Genomic DNA, 18,176 nt, shown 5'->3' on the forward strand with positions numbered 1-18,176 from the left:
CCACGCGTCACCGGTCCCGGGAGGCCCGGATCCGTGGACAGGTCCCGCACCTTCCACAGATCCATACGCCCGCATAGACTGCCTCCGTGCGCGAACTCGGCTTCCTCTCCTTCGTCCCGAACCACGGTGGCACCCCCGGCGCCGCGAGCGCGCTCGAGGACGGCCTCCGGCTGTTCGAGGCCGCCGAGGCGCTCGGCTACGGCACCGGATGGGTGCGCGGCCGCCACTTCGAGCCCTTCCTGACGAGCCCGATGACCTTCTTCGCCGCCGCCGCCCAGCGGACGAGCACGATCGGCTTCGGCACCGCCGTCCTCGGGATGCGGTACGAGGACCCGGTCCGGCTCGCCGAGGACGCCAGCACGGTCGACCTGCTCAGCGGCGGTCGGGTGCAACTCGGCATCAGCACCGGGATCGCCGGCTACGGCCCGATCCTCGACCCCGTGTTCGGCACCTCCGAGCGCTCGTTCCGCGACGAGGCCGAGGCCCGTGCCGCCCGCCTGCTCGAGGTCCTGCGCGGCGACGCCCTCGGTTCCGCCGGAACGGGCTACGAGTCCATCCCCGCCGGCGCCGAACTCACCCTGCAGCCGCAGAGCCCCGACCTGCTCGACCGGGTCTGGTGGGGCGGCGGCAGCATGGGCACCGCGGTGAAGACGGCCGAGAAGGGCCTGCTGCTGCACTGCTCGACGCTGAACACCGAGGACACCGGCGCCCCGTTCGCCGAGGCCCAGGCCGACCAGATCGCCGCGTACCGCTCCCGGTTCGCCGAACTGCACCCCGAGCGCACGCCGAAGGTCGCCGTCGGGCGGATCATCGTCCCGCTCCTCGACGACTCCGACCGCGCCGTGCACGAGGAGTTCCTCACCGGGTACGCGTCCGGCATGGACGACGAGGGCCGGCCGCTCTCCGGCCCGCCGTTCCGCTTCAGCCGCGTGCTCTCCGGCGAACCGGCCGCCATCGTCGACGCGCTGCTCGCGGACCCGGCGGTGGCGGTGACCGACGAACTCGTCGTGACCCTCCCGGCCAACGGGGACCGCGCCTCCCACGAGCGGATCCTGCGGACCGTCGCCGAGGAGATCGCACCGGCGGTGCGCACGGTCTGAACCGGCGGAGCGGACAGACGTCCGGCGGGGCCCACGGTGTGGTGAGTACCGAGGGCCCTCCCGCCGGACGACCATCCCGTCCCTGATCCACACGGGATGGTGTACCCATCGTTCCACCACCTGGGTGGTTTGTCACACCGGTCACGGACACGAGGATGCGCCCCCGCACGGAGTGCGGGGGCGCATCGGGACGCATCCGGCCCGGCGGGGCGCCGACGACCGGATCAGGAGGCCGCGGCGCACGCTCGACGGACCGTCGGTGATGCGCGCGTCGCCGGTAACCAGCCGGCTGACGCATCACCGATCGTACTTGCCCGCCGTTGCCCGGTGCGGAAACCGGACGGGTCGAGCGGGCAACGGGTTCACGCCAGTTCGACCGACACCCGTCCGGCCTCGTCGACCACGGACGCGCCGACGTGCAGGGTGAACCGCCCGTGCTCGTACGCCCAGTTCCCGTCGCGCCCGCCGTCCCAGTGCGCGAACGCGCGGGCCGGGACCTCGATCGCGACCTCGGTCGACGCACCCGCGTCGAGCCGCACCGGGGCGAAGCCGACGAGCCAGCGCACCGGCCGGTCCACCGAGGACCTCGCACGGGACGCGTAGACCTGCACGACGTGCTTGCCCGCGCGGTCCCCGGTGTTCGCGACGGTCGCGGTCACGATGACGGCGTCGCCCTCGGTGACCGTCGGGGTCGCCGCGACGCCGTCGATCGACCACGTGGTGTAGCCGAGCCCGTGCCCGAACGGGTAGGCCGGCTCGGTGCCGGCGCGGAGCCATGCACGGTACCCGATGTGCACGCCCTCGTCGTAGGTGACCGCGCCGTCGACCGGGGTGACGTCGAGCACCGGGACGTCGGACATCACGGCCGGCCAGGTGGTCGGGAGCCGGCCGCCCGGCTCCCGCGCACCGGTGAGCACGTCGGCGAGTGCGTTCCCGTACTCCTGGCCGCCGAACCAGGTGAGCAGGACCGCGGCGACCTCGTCCCGCCAGGGCATCTCGATGGGCGAGCCGGCGTTCACGACGACGACCGTGGCCGGGTTGGCCGCGGCGACCGCACGGACCAGGTCGTCCTGGTGCCCGGGCAGTGCGAGGGACCTCCGGTCGTGGCCCTCCGACTCGACCCGGCTGTTCGTCCCGACGACCACGACGGCGACGTCGGCCCGCGACGCGGCGGACACGGCCGCGGCGACCAGGTCGGCCGGGTCGTCGTCCGAGGGCTCGGTGCCGAACTGGTAGGCGAGGACCCCGCCGAGCGTCTCGTCCTGCACGACGTCGTGTTCGATGCGGATCGCGAGCCGCTGCCCGGCCGTCACCGGGACGGGGACCGAGCGCGCCGGCGGGTCGAGGAATGCGGCGCCGAGCTGGTCGCCCGCGAACGGCACGTCCTCGTCGAGCAGGAGGGCGCCGTCGACCCACATCCGGGAGCGTCCCGCGGCACCGATCCCGATCCGCACGGTGCCGTCCTGCTGCGCCGTGTAAGTGGTCGTGATGTCCAGCCGGTCGGCCTCGCGGGTGGGAGCGTCCCCGCCGAACCAGAACAGCGCGGTGGCGCGACGGTCCTCCGTGTACAGCTCCGCCCCGTCACGCACGAAGGCGACCCGCGCACCGGGCTCCCCGGTGACCGGGTTCGTGATGGTGTCGAGGGGGAACTCGGCGATGCCCTCCTGGACGACGGCACCGATCGCGTACTCGACCGACGCGGCCGGGAACGCGGCACGGATGCCGTCGAGCGGGGAGACGACCGACTCGGGCACGACGGTGGCGGAACCGCCGCCCTGCGTCCGGGCCTGGTCGGCGTTGTGCCCGATGACCGCGATGCGGGACACCGCGGCGGGGTCCAGGGGCAGGACCCCGGTGTTGCGGGCGAGGACCGTGCCCTCCGCCTCGGCCTCGCGCACGAAGGCGACGCCGTCCTCGACCGAGGGAATCCGTGCCGGCGCGGCGCCAGCGGCAGCAGCACCGGCCGGCCCCGCGGCGTCCACCCCGGACAGCGCCCCCACCCGGGCGGCGAGCAGCAGGATCCGACGCACCTTCCGGTCGATGGCCGCCATCGGCACAGCCCCGGACTCGACCGCGGCCAGCAGCGGCCCCTCGCTCCACCACGGGTTCGGCCCGGGCATCGCGAGGTCCTGCGACGCCGTCGCCGCCTCGACGGAGCGGACCCCGGTCCAGTCGGACACGACGACGCCGTCGAAGCCCCACTCGGCGTTGAGCGGCGTCTCGAGCAGGTCGTTCTCCGACGCGGTCACGCCGTTGACGGCGTTGTAGGACGACATCACGGCCCACGCGTGCGCCTCGGTCACGGCCTTCTCGAACGCCAGCAGGTACAGCTCGCGCAGGGCACGCTCGGACACCTCGGTGGACGCGGTGAAGCGGTCGGTCTCGTAGTCGTTCGCGATGTAGTGCTTCGGGGTCGCCGCGACGCCGTGCTCCTGCACGCCGGCGACGTAGGAGGCCGCCAGGTCGCCGGTGAGCACCGGGTCCTCGCTGAACGCCTCGAAGTGGCGACCGCCGAGCGGTGAGCGGTGCAGGTTGATCGTCGGACCGAGGACGACGTCGACGCCCTTGCGACGGGCCTCCACGGCGGCCACCCCGCCGTAGCGCTTCGCGATCGCGCGGTCCCACGACGCGCTCAGCGCGGTCGCGGACGGCAGGTTGAGCGACGGCTCGCGCTCGTCCCAGACCTCGCCGCGCACGCCGGACGGCCCGTCGGACATGAGCACGCGACGGAGCCCGATCTCCTCGATCGGCCAGGTGGTCCAGAAGTCCCGGCCGGTGAGCAGTTGCACCTTCTGCTCGGTGGAGAGCCGGTCGAGGAGCGCGTCGATGCGCTCGCCGAGCCGATCGGTGTCTGCGGGGGTCGCGGTCACGGGGGTCGTTCCTTCCGTCGGAGACGTACCGCCGAGCGCCGTCGTCGGCAGTGCCCTCACGCTAGCACCAATCCCTACCGCTACTTGGTTTCTGCCCGGGCCAGCGAGCGGTACTCTCTCGCCATGGCACGACGGGGTTCGTACGCGAAGGGCATCGCCAAGCGCGAGGAGATCCTGTCCGTCGCGCTCGAGCTCGTCGCCACGCAGGGGTTCCGACGCACGAGCATCAAGGACATCGCCGACGCCGTGGGCCTCACGCAGGCCGGGCTCCTGCACTACTTCGACTCGAAGGACGAGCTCTGGGTCGCGATCCTCCGCCGCCGTGACGACCTGGACAACGCCGCACAGTGGGACGCCCCGGACTTCGCCGCACTCCTCGCCGCGGTCGTCCGGCACAACGCCGAGGTCCCGGGCCTCGTGCAGATGTTCGTCAACCTGTCGGCAGCGGCGGCGACCGACCCGGACCACCCCGCGCACGCCTACTTCCGCGAGCGCTACGAGACCACGCGCGCCCGCATGACGGACGACTTCCGCCGGATGCAGCAGGACGGCCGGCTCCGCACCGACCTCGACCCGGAGGAACTGGCCAGCGTCCTGCTCGCCACCTCGGACGGCATGCAGATCCAGTGGTTGTACGACCCGACCCGGGACATGGCCGAGCACGTCGAGCTCGTCACTCGCCTCGCGATGGCGCAGGTCACGACCGGCTCCTGACGTCCGGCCAGGAGGCCCGCCCCGCGCCCCGGCACAGGCACCGCCCGTCCCTGGTCGCGTCCACCACCCGCGGTGCAGGATGGACGCGACCCGACCCGGGGTCTCGACGACGAGGTGGAGTGACGCGATGACGCGTGTAGTGGTGACCGGTGGCAGCGGCAAGCTCGGACGGGCGGTCGTCCGCGACCTCGACGAACACGGCTACGACGTCGTGCTGATCGACCGGGTGCCCTCGCCGGACAAGCCCGAGCGCGTGCAGTTCGTCCGCACCGACCTGACCGACTACGGCCAGGTCCTCAACACCCTGATCGGCGTCGACGACCGCTACGACTCGGTCGACGCCGTCGTGCACCTCGGTGCGGTGCCGGCGCCGGGCCAGGTGCCGGACGTCGCACTCATCACGAACAACGTGACCGCGTCCATCAACGTGTTCCACGCTGCCCGCGCAGCCCGCATCCGCAACGTCGTGTGGGCCTCCAGTGAGACGCTCCTGGGGATCCCGATGGGCGAGCACCACCCGCCCTACCTGCCGGTCGACGAGGAGTTCGCGGTGCGGCCGCAGTCCTCGTACTCGCTCGGCAAGGCCGTCGAGGAGGAAATGGCGCGTCACTTCACCCGCTGGGACCCGCAGCTGAAGATGATCGGGCTGCGCTTCTCGAACGTGATGGACGAGACGGACTACCCGGCGTTCCCGTGGGACGCGACCCCGGAGGCGAAGACCTTCAACCTGTGGTCGTACATCGACTCCCGTGACGGCGCCCAGGCGGTGCGCAAGGCCGTCGAGAGTGAGCTGACCGGCTTCGAGGCGTTCATCATCGCCAGCCCGGACACGGTCATGGACACCCCGACGCTCGAGCTCGTCGAGCAGTACCTGCCGGACATCGAGCGCCGGGCGGACATCGACGGCGTCAGCTCACTGTTGTCCTCCGACAAGGCCCGCGAGCTCCTCGGCTACGCCCCGGAGCACACCTGGCGCCGCTGACCGCCGGGGTCAGGCGGGGAGCAGCAGGCCGTCGAGCACCAGGTCCCGGAGGCGCGGCACGAGGTCGGCGCTGAGCGCCGCCTCGTCCACGCCGGTGAGCTGGGCGATCGCCCCGACGATCTGGCCGACGGCCAGCTCCCCGTCGGCCGCACCGACGAACGCGGCCAGGGCGGTGTCGGCGTCGACCCGGCGGCCGAACCCGCCGCCCTGCACGAGCGCCATCACCGTGGGGTCGTCGTTGCCCGGCCAGTAGTGGCGCTCCTCGGTGACGTCCCCGGCGACACGGAGGTGTGCGTCCGCGAAGGCCCGGTCGTCGTGGGCGGCGAGCCAGCTGACGGCGTCGAGGGCCCGTGCCACGGTCGCGCCGAGGCCCGCCGGGTTCGAGCCGAGCACCTGCGGGAGTCGTTCGAAGCGCCGGAGCGGTGCCGGGCTGCTCCCCCGGGGACCGGACGGCGAGCGGACCACGACGTAGCCGAAGCCGACCCCGGTGACGTGCCGGTCGCGGAAGTCGTCGAGCCAGGCGTCCACCAGGTCGTCGAACTCCGGCGAGCCGGGCTTCGTGCCGCCGTCGCGGATCCAGGTCTCGGCGTAGGCGGGCGGGTCCTCGCGCTCGCGTTCGACCACCCACACGTCCAGGTCGGTGTCCGCGAACCAGGACGCGACGCGGTCGAGGCCGTCCGTGCCCCAGCGGTGCTCCCAGTTGCCGAGCAACTGCGCCGTCCCGCCGGGCTCGAGGTGGTCTGCGAGACCCCGGAGCACGGTCTCGACCAGGGCGTCACCGACCATCCCGCCGTCGCGGTACTCGTAGGCGGGGACGCCCTCGCGGCGGGGCGTGATGACGAACGGCGGGTTCGAGACGATCCGGTCGAACCGCTCCCCCGCGACCGGCTCGAACAGGGAGCCGAGGCGGAAGTCGATGCCGTCGACGCCGTTGAGGAGGGCGTTGAACCGGGCGATGGCGAGCGCCCGTGACGAGATGTCGGTGGCGACGACCTCGTCCGCGAAGCGGCGGGCGTGCATGGCCTGGACGCCGCACCCGGTGCCGAGGTCGAGCACGCGGCGGACGGGCACGGGCAGCTGCAGGCCGCTCAGCGTCGTGGTGGCCCCGCCGATGCCGAGGACGTGCTCCTCGCTGATCGCGTGCCCGAGAGCGAGTTCGCCGAGGTCGGACGCGATCCACCAGCTGCCGGCGCCGAGGTCGTCCACGAAGGCGTACGGCCGGAGGTCCAGGGCGGGCGCGACACGGTCCGCGTCGGTCCGGAGCACCCCGGCGCTCACGAGCGCGTCGACGCCGGTGGTCGGGAACCCGCGGTCGGCGTCGGCGCGCGACACCGGCAGTCCGAGCACGAACAGCGTCGCGACGGTCGACAGCGGCGTGGTCGGACGCGCCGCGAGTGCGCGGAGGGCCGCGACCCGGGTGCCGCGGTGCAGCGCTGCCGCGGCTTCGGTCCCCCAGAGCGCGTCGACGCCCTCCACCGTGTAGCCGGCCGCGGCCAGGTCCGCGGCGAGCGCCGACGTCACGCGGGGGTCGGCGACGACGGCGGGCAGCCGGTGCTGCGCGGTCCCCTCGCTCACGCGGCGGCCTCGGCGCGCACGAGCCCGGCCGGGACCTGCCAGTCGAGCACGAGGTCGAGCAGGCCGGGGAAGCGCTGCTGGACGTCTTCGGTACGGACGCGGCTGACGCGGGTCAGGCCCTCGAGGTGCTGCTCGAGGAGCCCGGCTTCGCGGAGGACCCGGAAGTGGTGCGTGAGGGTGGACTTCGGGCGGTCGATGCCGACCCATCCGCAGGAGCGCTCCCCGCCGGCCGCGTCGACGAGGTACCGGTGCAGGATCGACAGCCGGATCGGGTCGGACAGGGCGTCCATCACCACGGGCAGGTCCATCTCGGCCGGCGACGGCTGGGGCAGCCGTTCGGGGGCATCGTCGCGCTCGGGCATGGACGGGACGCTACCACCGTTCCCCTCCCTGTACGACTTGCGTCGTACAGCCACGATGCGGTACCAATGCGGTACCACCCGGTACGACTCCGTCCGTACTGGTCCATCACGACGGGAGGGACACCATGCAGTCCACACGCTCGGTCGCCGGGTTCTGGATCATCGCCGCCATGCTGCTCGTGGCGTTGGCGTCGTCGGCGGTCCCCTCCCCGATCTACCCCGTCTACGCGGCCGAGTGGCACCTGACGCCGCTCATGCTCACCGCCGTGTTCGCCGTCTACGTCGCCGGGCTGCTGGTGAGCCTGCTCGTCGCCGGCCGGCTGTCCGACCACGTCGGCCGGAAGCCCGTGCTCGTCGCCGGCGGGATCGGCCTCACCGTCTCGCTCGGGCTCTTCGTGGTCGCCGACGGCTTCGGTGCCCTCGTCCTCGACCGCGTCGTGCAGGGCGTGTCCGTCGGCCTGCTCATCGGTGCCCTCGGTGCCGCGCTCATCGACAACTCCCTCGAGCGGCACCCCGCCCTCGCCGGTGTGCTGAACGGGGCCGTCCCGCCGATCGCGCTCGCTACCGGCGCACTGTCGAGCGGCGCCCTGGTCGAGTGGGGTCCGGCACCCGAGCAGTTCGTCTACCTGCTCTTCGGCGCGCTCCTCGTGCTCATGCTCGTCGCGCTGGCCGTCGTGCCCGAGCGGGTCACCCGCCGGCCGGGAGCCCTGCGGTCCCTCCGCCCGACGATCGCCGTACCGCGGTCCTCGCGCCGACTGTTCCGGGGCGTCGCCGGTTCGCTCATCGCGAGCTGGGCCCTGGGCGGGCTCTTCCTGTCCCTCGTCCCCTCGGCGCTCGGCGCGGTCTTCGGCATCGACAACCACTTCGCCGCCGGAGCCCTCATCGCCGTCGTCACCGGGGTCGGCGCGGCCACCGGCATCGCCACGCAGCGGCTCGACGCCCGCGTCGGCGTGCTCATCGGTCTCGTCGCGCTCGTCCTCGGACCCGTCGTCACGATCGGGTTCGTGTTCGCCCAGTCCCTGCCGGGCCTCGTCGTCGGCAGCGCGATCGCCGGCGTCGGCTTCGGAGCCGGCTTCCAGGCGCCGCTGCGGATGCTGCTCGCGACCGCCGCGCCGACCCACCGTGCGGGACTGCTCTCCACCATCTACGTCGTCAGCTACCTGGCGTTCGGCGTGCCCGCCGTCATCGGTGGGCTGCTCGAGCCGACGGTCGGCCTCGTGCCGGTGCTCGCCGGCTACGGCGCGTTCATCGTCGTCGCAGCGGGCATCGCCCTCGTGCTGCAGCTCACGTCGAAGGACACCGTCGCGGTCGAGGAGTCGGCCGCCGAGGCCGTCGAGCGGACGGCGACGGGCACGGTCCGCACGGTCTGACGCGGGCGGCGCGTCGCGACGGGCTCGCTAGAGACCGGGTCGCGCGGTCCGACCGCGGGGGCGCGGGACGCCGACGTTCCGGTGCGCCTCGGCGTGGGCCGCGTCGACGTCCGCCTTGCCCTTGTCCGCCGCGTCCCGCATCCGCTTCGACGGGGCGTGGTGCTTCGCCCAGTCCCAGAACCGGTGCAGCTTCGCCCGCAGCCAGGTGATGATCCGGTGGAAGAAGTGGAACTCGCTCGCCAGGACCGTCAGGCCGATGAAGACGACCAGCCACCCGGGACCGGGCAACGGCACCAGGGCGAGCCCGACCACGACGATGAGCCCGCCGACGATCCCGACCAGGACCTTGTAGAAGAGGTGCACGTGCGGCCGGGCGTGGATCCAGGTCCGCAGGTCTCGGAACCACTGGAAGCGCTGACGACCGCCGTCGGCCTGCTCGGTACGGCCGGACGCAGCGCGGTCCGCGTCGGGTCCGCCCACGTCGGGGCCGGCACTCCGGGGAGGCTCAGTCGGGTCGCCGTGCATGTCCGCACGCTAGGGCGCGCGGCTGGGAAACCGCGGCGCATCGGGTCCGCACCAGGTGGGTGTCGGGAGCCGACGCGGCGGACGTCGTCCGGGCCTCCAGGCCGGCCGGGAGGCCCGTCACGCGTGCGCGACGCAGGTCGCCGCCCACGGGACCGCGGCCAGGCGAGCCTCCGGGATGGGCTCCCCGCCGACCGCGCAGCGCCCGTACGTCCCCGCGTCGAGACGGCCGAGGGCCGCGTCGACCTGCTCGATGCGGCGTCGGGCGTCGTCACGCACCGCGCCGAGGGACCCGCGCTCCCAGGCCAGGGTCGCCCCCTCCGGGTCGTGCTCGTCGTCGGTGTTCGCGCCGTCCCGGGCGTCGCTGACGTCCCGCATGCTGCGTTCGACGTCGGCGAGGAGCTTCGTCGCCCGGACGCGTTCCCCGTCCAGGGCAGCGCGCGGGTCGAGGTCCATGGGGACGACCGTAGTCCGGCGGAATGGGCCGCCGCACGGATGCGTTCGCATGGGCATGACGAAGATCGGGTTCCTGTCCTTCGGGCACTGGCGCGACGTCCCCGGGTCGAAGGTCCGCAGTGGCCGTGAGGCCCTCGTGCAGGCGATCGACCTCGCCGTGGCCGCCGAGGAGGCCGGCGTCGACGGCGCGTACTTCCGCGTGCACCACTTCGCACCGCAGCAGGCCGCACCATTCCCGCTGCTCTCCGCGATCGCCGCCAGGACCAGCCGGATCGAGATCGGCACCGGCGTGATCGACATGCGCTACGAGAACCCGCTGTACATGGCGGAGGAGGCCGCGGCGACGGACCTCATCTCCGGCGGCCGACTCCAGCTCGGCGTGAGCCGGGGGTCACCCGAGACCGCACTCGCCGGCTACCGCTCGTTCGGCTACGTGCCCGAGTCGGGCGACGAGAACGGCGCCGACCTGGCCCGCGACCACACCGCGGTTTTCCGGCGTGCGATCGCCGGCGAGCCGATGGCGAACGCGAACCCGCAGATGACCGGCTCCGTCGGGTCCCTCGCGGTCACGCCGCAGTCCGACACCCTGTCCGAGCGCATCTGGTGGGGTGCCGGCACCCGGGCCACAGCCGAGTGGACCGCCGAGCAGGGCATGAACCTCATGTCCTCGACCCTGCTCACCGAGGACACCGGCGTGCCGTTCGACGAACTGCAGGCGGAGCAGATCGAGCGCTTCCGGTCGACCTGGGCCGACATGCGCGCTGGAGCTGAGGCGGCGCGCCAGCGACGCGCGACGCCAGCGCCGACGGAGCCTGCGGAGTCGGGCCTCTGGGAGCGCTCACCCCGCGTCAGCGTCAGCCGGAGCATCATCCCGATCATCGACGACGAGTCGCGCCACTACTTCGGGGTCCGCGCGCAGGTCGAGGGGCAGGACCAGGTCGGTCACCTCGACGGGGGCCTCGCCCGGTTCGGCCGCTCGTACATCGGCGAGCCGGAACAACTCGTCGCGGAGCTCGCGGCGGACCGTGCCGTCCGCGAGGCCGACACCGTGCTCGTCACCGTCCCGAACCAACTCGGGGTGGACTTCAACGCGCGGTTGCTCGCCGCCGTGAAGGACGTCTTCACCGAGGTCGACGCGGCGCCGGCAGCGGTCTGACGGGGCGGTCCCCCCTTCTGCCGACACCCGGTCTGGGGCTGCGGTGCGGGATCGTGGCGGGTAGCGTCGAATCGCACTGATGACACCCCACAGACCCCAGGAGTTCCCGTGACGCTGCCGGCCGCCGGCTGGTTCCCGGACCCGCGCGACACCGCTCGACTGCGGTGGTGGGACGGTCACGCCTGGGGCGAGACCACCCGGGTGCTGCCCCGCGTCGTCCCGGAGCCGGCGCTGCAGGCGCTCGCGGTGTCGAGCGGTCCGGCGTTCTCGGTCGATGCCTCGGGTCGCCCGGCCGACGTGCAGTCCTGGGCCTACGGCAGCACCGAGCGGCGGTTCTGCGTCTTCGCGGTCCTCGCCGTGCTGTCCGCCGTCGTGTCCCTCGTGCTGAACCCGTGGGGCGTGTGCAGCCTCCTCGCCGTGGTGACCGGCGTCGTCGCACTCGTGCGCCCCGGCGCGACCGGAGCATGGCGGGTCGTCGGGCAGAGCGTCGGTACCTCGGCGCTCGTGCTCGCCGTCGCGACGGGCGTCGTCGCGCTGAACACCCACCTGCACCTGTTCTGACGCCACCGCCGCGCCGCCTCGACGATCAGTCGTCAGACGGACGACGACGGTGCTGCTTCGTCACGGACCGCTGCTGCTTGGTCGCGAGACGCCGGCGCTGGGAGCCGCGCGTCGGCCGGGTCGCCCGCCGCGGTGGGCCGGGCGGGGCGAGTGCCTCCCGCAGGAGCTCGCGGAGTGCGTCGAGGGCGGCCTCGCGGTTGCGCAGCTGGGACCGTCGCTCGGACACCGTCACGGTGATCGTGCCCGCGACCGTCCGCCGGCCGAGCCGCTCGAGGACGCGTGTCCGCTGCTCCTCGGTGAGCGCCGCCGACGCCACGACGTCCCAGGTGAGCTGGACGCGGCTGTCGGAGGTGTTCACGTGCTGGCCCCCGGGGCCGGACGACCGCGAGAACCGCCAGCGCAGTTCGGCCTCGGGGACGGTGAGCCCCGGCCCCACCTCGAGGTCCATGCGCCAAGGGTTGCACGATCTCCGCGCGGCCGGCTCGCTCCCGCTACCGCCGCGCCCGCGGGTGCGCCGTCTGGTAGACGTCCCGCAGCATGTCGGCCGTCACGAGCGTGTAGATCTGCGTCGTCGCGACGCTCGCGTGCCCGAGGAGCTCCTGCACGACACGGACGTCCGCCCCACCCTCGAGCAGGTGCGTCGCGAAGGAGTGCCGGAAGGTGTGCGGGGAGACGTGGTCGGCGAGCCCGGCACGTTCGGCCGCGGCCTGGATGACGAGCCAGGCGCTCTGCCGGGACAGCCGGGCGCCGCGTGCCCCGAGGAACAGCGCCGGGGTGCCGCTCCCGCGAGCGGCGAACACCGGCCGCGCCCGCACCAGGTAGGCGTCGACCGCCGCGCGTGCGTAGCTGCCGAGCGGCACGATCCGCTGCTTGTTCCCCTTGCCGGTGACCCGCACGACCGAGACGTCGGTGTCCTCGTCCGGGACCCCGTCGACACCGGCGAGCGTCGTCACGTCGTCGACGGAGAGCCCGACCGCCTCGGAGACGCGCGCGCCGGTCGCGTACAGCAGTTCCAGGAGGGCTCGGTCGCGGAGCTGTGCCGGTTCGTCACCGACCACCGCGCCGAGCAACCGCTCCATGTCGTGCACGGAGATCGCCTTCGGGAGCCGCATGGGCGCCTTCGGCGGACGCACGGAGGCGCCGGGGTCGAGCGGCAGCCAGCCCTCCGCCGCCGCGAACGCGCTGAACGACCGCACCGAACTGAGCATCCGGGCGACCGACCGCGGTGCGAGCGGCCCGTCCGGCCTCGTCGCGAGGTGCTGCACGAACCCGGCCAGGTCCGCGCGCGCGAGCCGCCCGACGTCGTCGAGGACCGCCGCCCCACCGGCCCGGTCGGCACCGGCGGAGTCGACGACCGGCTGCGTGCCGACCCAGTTCCCGAAGGTCGAGAGGTCGCGCCGGTAGGCGGACAGGGTGTGCTGCGACAGGCCCCGCTCGATCGCGATGTGCCGCAGGTAGTCCTGCACGGCACGCTCGAACGGCATCACCCGACGAGGCTACCGGGACGCGGGCTCCGGCCCGGAGGAGCTACTCCGCCGAGGACGCACCGTCGCCGGACGCCGCCGGGGCCGGCGCCTCCGTCGGGGCCGGCGCGTCCGCCGCGTCCGCGGCGTCCGCCGCGAGGGCCTTCCGACGCTGCACGACCTGCACCGCGATCGCGACCGGCACCGCGGCCAGGGCGACGGCGCGGAGCCACGGCCGGTCGAGGGCGTGCCGGGTCGCGTGGTCGAGCGACACGGGGCCTGGGCCGCCGAGGGCGAACATCGCCGCCGAGAAGCCGAGGAACGCCGGCAGTTCCAGGCCGCCGTCCGCGTTGAAGAAGCCGTTCGGCGTGTGCACGCTGGAGGCCACCCCCATGGTCGTGGCGGCACCGGCGCCGGCGATCGGGGTGGCGAGGCCGAGCGCGAGGGCGGCACCGGACCCGGCCTCGCCGATGCCGGCCAGGACGGCGTTGCGGCGGCCGGGCCGGAAGCCCATCGCGTGCATGCCCTGCGCGGTGCCGTCGATGCCACCGCCACCGAACGCGCCGAAGAGCTTCTGGGCGCCGTGCGAGACGAGCACCGCTCCGAGTGCGATGCGGAGCAGGGTCGTCGCGGTGACGGCTGCGGTGGTGGTGCGCGAGCTCATGGGGGTCCTCCCGGTCGTCGGTGGTCCGGCCACCCGTCCGACGCGGGTGAGCACGGTGCCGCCGACGGTACGCCGTGTCAGCCCTGCGAGTGGCGCTCGACGGCCTCGACCGCGAGCGTCGCGACGATGAGCGCCGAGTTGTGCAGCCGACCCGCGAGGATCCCCTCCAGCAGTTCGGCGCGCGGCACCCAGCGGATGACGATGTCGGCTTCCTCGGCCTCCCGCTCGAAGGCGGACTCGGTCGCACGCACGCCGGTCGCGCGGTACACCTCGATGAACTCGTTGCTGCCACCCGACGAGGTGTTGTAGCGCAGGAGGTGCTGCCACTCGTCGGCCTCGACGTCGGCCTCCTCCGCGAGCTCGCGCTTCGCGGCGGTGAGGTGGTCCTCGCCCTCCTGGTCGAGCAGCCCGGCGGGCAGCTCCCAGTCGCGCAACTGGACCGGGTGCCGGTACTGCTGGATGACGAGGACGCGGCCTTCGTCGTCCTCCGCGTACACGGCGACGGCACCGGTGTGGTCTACGTACTCACGGACCATGTCGGAGCCGTTGTAGTCGATGTGGTCACGGGTGATGTCCCACACCGCGCCCTCGAACACCCGCTCGGAGGCGGTGACGTGGTGGGAGGCGGTCTCGTCGGCGATCGGTGCGTCAGTCACCTCGCCATCCTGCCCCACCCGGCCCGGGCGGGCCCACGGGCTGTGGACAGACGGACGGGAGGCTCCCCACCAGCTGGTGGTGGGCCCACGCCGGCCGGTTCCGGACCGACGCGCCAGCGGCGGTCCGGCCGTGCCCGGTGGGGAGCCTCCCGTTCGTCGTCCGGTCGCGACCGCGACCCGACCCACTAGGCGACCGCTTCGGTCTCCGGGTCGAAGAGCCGCGTCGACTCGTTGCGCTCGATCGCCGCACCGACGAGGCCCGCGAAGAGCGGGTGCGCGCGGTTCGGACGCGACCGGAGCTCCGGGTGCGCCTGCGTGCCGATGTAGAACGGGTGCTCCGCACGGTCCAGCTCGACGTACTCGACGAGCGTGCCGTCCGGCGAGGTACCCGAGAAGCGCAGGCCGGCGTCCGCGATCTGCTCGCGGTAGTGGTTGTTCACCTCGTAGCGGTGACGGTGACGCTCCGATGCCTCGGTCGCGCCGTACAGCTCAGCCGCCAGGCTGCCGTCGGTGAAGTGCGCCGGGTACATGCCGAGCCGCATCGTGCCGCCCAGGTCACCGCCCGCGATGATGTCGACCTGCTCCGCCATGGTCGCGATGACCGGCGTCGAGGTCTCCGGGTCGAACTCGGTGCTCGACGCGTCGAGCAGACCGGCCTCGTGGCGGGCGTACTCGATGACCATGCACTGCAGGCCGAGGCACAGCCCGAGCGTGGGGATGTTCTGCTCACGCGCGAACTTCAGCGCGCCGAGCTTGCCCTCGATGCCGCGGATGCCGAACCCGCCGGGGATGCAGATGCCGTCGACGTCGCCGAGGTTCTTCGCGGCGCCCTCGGGGGTGATGCACTCGTCGGACGCGACCCACTTCAGCGTGACCTTGGCGGTGTGGGCGAAGCCGCCCGCGCGCAGGGCCTCGGTGACGGACAGGTACGCGTCCGGCAGGTCGATGTACTTGCCGACCAGGGCGATCGTGACGGCCTTCTTGGGCTCGTGCACCGCGGTCAGCACGCCGTTCCAACGCGACCAGTTCACGTCGTGCGCCTCGAGGCGGAGCGCGTCGATGATGACCTGGTCGAGGCCCTGGTCGTGCAGCATCGTCGGGATGTCGTAGATCGAGGGGACGTCCACGGCGTTCACCACGGCGTCCTCGTCGACGTCGCACATCAGGGCGATCTTGCGCTTGTTCGCGTCCGAGACGGGGCGGTCCGAGCGGAGCACGAGGGCGTCGGGCTGGATGCCGATCGAGCGGAGCTGCGCGACCGAGTGCTGCGTCGGCTTCGTCTTCTGCTCGCCGGAGGCGTTCATGAACGGCACGAGTGAGACGTGCACGAAGAAGACGTTGTTCCGGCCGAGCTCGTGGCGCACCTGGCGGGCCGCCTCGATGAACGGCTGCGACTCGATGTCGCCGACCGTGCCGCCGACCTCGGTGATGATGACGTCGGGCTGCGGGTCGTTCTCCGCCTGCTCGCGCATCCGCCGCTTGATCTCGTCGGTGATGTGCGGGATGACCTGCACGGTGTCGCCGAGGTACTCGCCGCGACGCTCCTTGGCGATGACCGTCGAGTAGACCTGCCCGGTCGTGACGTTCGCCGACTGGGCGAGGTCGATGTCGAGGAAGCGCTCGTAGTGGCCGATGTCCAGATCGGTCTCGGCGCCGTCGTCGGTCACGAAGACCTCGCCGTGCTGGAACGGGTTCATCGTGCCCGGGTCCACGTTGAGGTACGGGTCGAGCTTCTGCATGACGACCTTGAGGCCGCGTGCCGTGAGGAGGTTGCCGAGGCTGGCCGCCGTCAGGCCCTTGCCGAGAGACGAGACGACCCCGCCGGTCACGAAGATCTGCTTCGTCACCTTCGGGGTCTTGCTGTCGATGCGCGCTGCGCTTGCCTGGGTACCGCTGCTGAGAGTGTCCGCCACGGGATTCCATCGTACGTCAGAAGTGCCGGGAGGCGCGACCCGCGTTCGCCGGGCGCGTTGCGTCCGGAGCGTGGTCGCCGACGCGGGGCGGGCCTCCCGGCCGTCAGGCGGACCGACCGGCGACCTCGAGGAGTTCGCGCGCGTGCTCCATGCCGCTGGCGCTGTCGCCGAGACCGGAGAGCAGCCGTGCCATCTCCTGCAGGCGGTCGTCGCCCTCGAGGCGCCGCACGCTCGACGAGGTGACCGCGCCGCTGGCGTCCTTGACGACGTTGAGGTGGTTGTTCGCGAACGCGGCGACCTGTGCGAGGTGCGTGACCACGATGACCTGCGTTCGCTCGGCGAGCGCCGCCAGGCGTCGGCCGATCTCGATCGCAGCCGCGCCGCCGACGCCCGCGTCGACCTCGTCGAACACGAACGTCGGGACCGTGGTGCTCCCGGCCATGACGACCTCGATCGCGAGCATCACGCGGGAGAGCTCACCGCCGGAGGCGCCCTTGCCGATCGGTCGGGGGTCGGTGCCCGAGTGCGGCTGCAGGAGGATCGCCACCTGGTCCCGCCCGTGGCGACGGAACTCGCCCGCGTCGGTGACCTCGACCACGAGGGTCGCGCCGGCCATCGCGAGGCTCTTCAACTCGGCGGTGACCCGCTTCGCGAGGTCCGTCGCCGCCTTGCTCCGCACCTTGGTGAGGGTCGCGGCGGCGGCCTCGAGGGCGACCAGGTCCGCCTCGACCGCCTGCTGGAGTCCGACGATCCGGTCGTCGTCGCCGTCGAGTTCGAGCAGCCGGTCCGAGGCGCGCTGACCGTAGGCGATGACGTCCTCGACGGTGTCCCCGTACTTCCGGGTCAGTCCGGCGAGCAGGGCGCGGCGCTCGTTGACGAGTTCGAGGTCGTGACCCGCTTCCGGCTCGAGCGAACCGATGTAGCTCGACAGCGACGCCGAGGCCTCACTCGCCTGGATCCCGAGCTCGGTGAGCTGTTCCAGCACCGGCTGCAGGGCCTGGTCGACGTTCGCCACCCGTTCGATCGCACGCCGTGCGGACTCGACGAGGCCGATGACGTCGGGCCCGTCGAGCGACTCGCTCGAGACGGCCTCGTGCGCGAGCCCTGCGGACAGTCGAAGCTCCTCGAGGTTCCCCAGCCGCTCGGCGCGTTCGGCGAGCTCGGTGTCCTCGCCCGGCTGCGGGTCGGCTGCCTCGATCTCCTCGGACGCCTCGCGGAGCCGCGCGGCCTCGGCGAGCCGTTCGTCCCGGTCCCGCGTGAGCGTCTCGAGGTCCCCGGCGTGCTGCTGCCAGGCGTCGTACACGGCCACGTACTTCGCGAGGGCCTTCTCGATCGCGCCCGCGCCGAACCCGTCGAGCGCGGCCCGCTGCGCCGACGCCGAGGTCAGCCGGATCTGGTCGGACTGGCCGTGCACGGTGACGAGCTGGTCGGCCAGTTCGCCGAGCACGGCGACGGGCGCGCTGCGGCCCCCGACCGTGGCGCGGCTGCGACCCTCGGCGGAGACCGTCCTGGTGAGGATGAGCTCGCCGTCCTCGACCGTCCCGCCGGCGTCCTCGACCCGCTCGGCCACGGCCGCGTGGTCCGGCAGGTCCCAGCGTCCCTCGACGACCGCGCTGGACGCCCCGCGACGGACGGACCCGGCGTCCGCCCGGGCGCCGAGGAGCAGGCCGAGCGCGGTGACGATCATCGTCTTGCCGGCTCCGGTCTCACCGGTCACGACGGTGAAGCCCGGGCCGAGCTCGAGCGTGGCGTCGCCGATCACGCCGAGGTCGGAGATGCGGATTTCCTCGATCACTGGATGTGCTCCTGCTG

Annotated in this window: 17 protein-coding genes; 6 read left to right on the plus strand and 11 right to left on the minus strand. The window is 73.0% G+C overall.

From position 1 onward, the window contains the following. Positions 1 to 86 precede the first annotated feature (86 nt). Positions 87 to 1,100, plus strand: a complete 1,014-nt coding sequence (locus DEJ34_RS13110; protein WP_110901525.1) for an LLM class flavin-dependent oxidoreductase — start codon at positions 87 to 89, stop codon at positions 1,098 to 1,100. A 362-nt stretch (positions 1,101 to 1,462) separates the two neighbouring features. Here the strand turns inward: DEJ34_RS13110 and DEJ34_RS13115 are convergent, their stop codons facing one another. Then, positions 1,463 to 3,970 carry a glycoside hydrolase family 3 protein gene (locus DEJ34_RS13115; RefSeq protein WP_110901524.1) on the minus strand — a complete coding sequence of 836 codons (2,508 nt, stop codon included), beginning with the start codon at positions 3,968 to 3,970 and terminating at the stop codon, positions 1,463 to 1,465. A 123-nt stretch (positions 3,971 to 4,093) separates the two neighbouring features. Here DEJ34_RS13115 and DEJ34_RS13120 point away from each other — a divergent pair, with 123 nt between their 5' ends. Both DEJ34_RS13120 and DEJ34_RS13125 read left to right on the plus strand, forming a co-directional pair. Then, a complete protein-coding gene (locus DEJ34_RS13120) occupies positions 4,094 to 4,684 on the plus strand; it encodes a TetR/AcrR family transcriptional regulator (RefSeq protein ID WP_110825838.1) in 591 nt (196 codons plus the stop codon). 127 nt (positions 4,685 to 4,811) lie between these two features. Next, positions 4,812 to 5,666, plus strand: coding sequence for an NAD-dependent epimerase/dehydratase family protein (locus DEJ34_RS13125; RefSeq protein WP_181419612.1), 855 nt, complete (start codon positions 4,812 to 4,814; stop codon positions 5,664 to 5,666). 9 nt (positions 5,667 to 5,675) lie between these two features. Here the strand turns inward: DEJ34_RS13125 and DEJ34_RS13130 are convergent, their stop codons facing one another. Further along, positions 5,676 to 7,241 (minus strand): DUF7059 domain-containing protein, encoded by a 1,566-nt coding sequence (locus tag DEJ34_RS13130; protein WP_258368278.1) that lies wholly within the window; start codon positions 7,239 to 7,241, stop codon positions 5,676 to 5,678. Continuing rightward, the gene (locus tag DEJ34_RS13135; RefSeq protein WP_110825836.1) at positions 7,238 to 7,603 is read right to left on the minus strand and encodes an ArsR/SmtB family transcription factor; all 366 of its coding nucleotides are present in this window, start codon (positions 7,601 to 7,603) and stop codon (positions 7,238 to 7,240) included. Before DEJ34_RS13135 ends, DEJ34_RS13130 begins: the two co-directional genes overlap by 4 nt. Positions 7,604 to 7,728: 125 nt before the next feature. Between DEJ34_RS13135 and DEJ34_RS13140 the strand changes: the two genes are divergently transcribed. Next, positions 7,729 to 8,973: an MFS transporter gene (locus tag DEJ34_RS13140; RefSeq protein WP_110901523.1), complete on the plus strand. Its 1,245-nt coding sequence runs from the start codon at positions 7,729 to 7,731 to the stop codon at positions 8,971 to 8,973. A 27-nt stretch (positions 8,974 to 9,000) separates the two neighbouring features. Here the strand turns inward: DEJ34_RS13140 and DEJ34_RS13145 are convergent, their stop codons facing one another. Then, the gene (locus DEJ34_RS13145) at positions 9,001 to 9,498 is read right to left on the minus strand and encodes a TIGR02611 family protein (protein WP_110825834.1); all 498 of its coding nucleotides are present in this window, start codon (positions 9,496 to 9,498) and stop codon (positions 9,001 to 9,003) included. A 117-nt stretch (positions 9,499 to 9,615) separates the two neighbouring features. Then, entirely contained in the window at positions 9,616 to 9,951 is a 336-nt protein-coding gene (locus DEJ34_RS13150) for a TraR/DksA family transcriptional regulator (protein WP_110825833.1), read from the minus strand. 49 nt (positions 9,952 to 10,000) lie between these two features. Between DEJ34_RS13150 and DEJ34_RS13155 the strand changes: the two genes are divergently transcribed. Both DEJ34_RS13155 and DEJ34_RS13160 read left to right on the plus strand, forming a co-directional pair. Continuing rightward, positions 10,001 to 11,107, plus strand: a complete 1,107-nt coding sequence (locus DEJ34_RS13155) for an LLM class flavin-dependent oxidoreductase (protein WP_110901522.1) — start codon at positions 10,001 to 10,003, stop codon at positions 11,105 to 11,107. A 108-nt stretch (positions 11,108 to 11,215) separates the two neighbouring features. Then, on the plus strand, positions 11,216 to 11,668 hold the full coding sequence (locus DEJ34_RS13160; protein WP_110825831.1) for a DUF2510 domain-containing protein: 453 nt from the start codon (positions 11,216 to 11,218) through the stop codon (positions 11,666 to 11,668). A gap of 25 nt (positions 11,669 to 11,693) precedes the next feature. Here DEJ34_RS13160 and arfB read toward each other — a convergent pair whose 3' ends face one another. From arfB to recN, 6 genes are all read right to left on the minus strand, one after another. Next, positions 11,694 to 12,116: an alternative ribosome rescue aminoacyl-tRNA hydrolase ArfB gene (gene arfB / locus DEJ34_RS13165; RefSeq protein ID WP_110901521.1), complete on the minus strand. Its 423-nt coding sequence runs from the start codon at positions 12,114 to 12,116 to the stop codon at positions 11,694 to 11,696. A gap of 43 nt (positions 12,117 to 12,159) precedes the next feature. After that, positions 12,160 to 13,152, minus strand: coding sequence for a site-specific tyrosine recombinase XerD (locus DEJ34_RS13170; RefSeq protein WP_110911037.1), 993 nt, complete (start codon positions 13,150 to 13,152; stop codon positions 12,160 to 12,162). A 43-nt stretch (positions 13,153 to 13,195) separates the two neighbouring features. Continuing rightward, positions 13,196 to 13,795 (minus strand): DoxX family protein, encoded by a 600-nt coding sequence (locus DEJ34_RS13175; RefSeq protein WP_110901520.1) that lies wholly within the window; start codon positions 13,793 to 13,795, stop codon positions 13,196 to 13,198. A gap of 77 nt (positions 13,796 to 13,872) precedes the next feature. Beyond that, on the minus strand, positions 13,873 to 14,451 hold the full coding sequence (locus DEJ34_RS13180; protein ID WP_181422216.1) for an NUDIX domain-containing protein: 579 nt from the start codon (positions 14,449 to 14,451) through the stop codon (positions 13,873 to 13,875). Positions 14,452 to 14,636: 185 nt separating this feature from the next. After that, complete coding sequence (gene pyrG, locus DEJ34_RS13185; protein ID WP_502864283.1) at positions 14,637 to 16,364, minus strand: CTP synthase; 1,728 nt, start codon at positions 16,362 to 16,364, stop codon at positions 14,637 to 14,639. Between the two features lie 103 nt (positions 16,365 to 16,467). After that, a complete protein-coding gene (recN, locus tag DEJ34_RS13190) occupies positions 16,468 to 18,159 on the minus strand; it encodes a DNA repair protein RecN (protein WP_110825826.1) in 1,692 nt (563 codons plus the stop codon). Between the last annotated feature and the right edge of the window lie 17 nt (positions 18,160 to 18,176).

Source organism: Curtobacterium sp. MCPF17_050, from assembly GCF_003224435.2.
Classification (GTDB): Bacteria; Actinomycetota; Actinomycetes; order Actinomycetales; family Microbacteriaceae; genus Curtobacterium.

What these genes read in the sequence shown, in the direction of transcription:
- DEJ34_RS13140 (WP_110901523.1), top strand. Translation starts at nt 7,729, where the DNA reads ATGCAGTCCACACGCTCGGTCGCCGGGTTCTGGATCATCGCCGCCATG.
- DEJ34_RS13150 (WP_110825833.1), bottom strand. Translation starts at nt 9,951, where the DNA reads ATGGACCTCGACCCGCGCGCTGCCCTGGACGGGGAACGCGTCCGGGCG.
- DEJ34_RS13120 (WP_110825838.1), top strand. Translation starts at nt 4,094, where the DNA reads ATGGCACGACGGGGTTCGTACGCGAAGGGCATCGCCAAGCGCGAGGAG.
- DEJ34_RS13175 (WP_110901520.1), bottom strand. Translation starts at nt 13,795, where the DNA reads ATGAGCTCGCGCACCACCACCGCAGCCGTCACCGCGACGACCCTGCTC.
- DEJ34_RS13155 (WP_110901522.1), top strand. Translation starts at nt 10,001, where the DNA reads ATGGGCATGACGAAGATCGGGTTCCTGTCCTTCGGGCACTGGCGCGAC.
- DEJ34_RS13135 (WP_110825836.1), bottom strand. Translation starts at nt 7,603, where the DNA reads ATGCCCGAGCGCGACGATGCCCCCGAACGGCTGCCCCAGCCGTCGCCG.
- DEJ34_RS13145 (WP_110825834.1), bottom strand. Translation starts at nt 9,498, where the DNA reads ATGCACGGCGACCCGACTGAGCCTCCCCGGAGTGCCGGCCCCGACGTG.
- DEJ34_RS13170 (WP_110911037.1), bottom strand. Translation starts at nt 13,152, where the DNA reads ATGCCGTTCGAGCGTGCCGTGCAGGACTACCTGCGGCACATCGCGATC.
- DEJ34_RS13125 (WP_181419612.1), top strand. Translation starts at nt 4,812, where the DNA reads ATGACGCGTGTAGTGGTGACCGGTGGCAGCGGCAAGCTCGGACGGGCG.
- arfB (WP_110901521.1), bottom strand. Translation starts at nt 12,116, where the DNA reads ATGGACCTCGAGGTGGGGCCGGGGCTCACCGTCCCCGAGGCCGAACTG.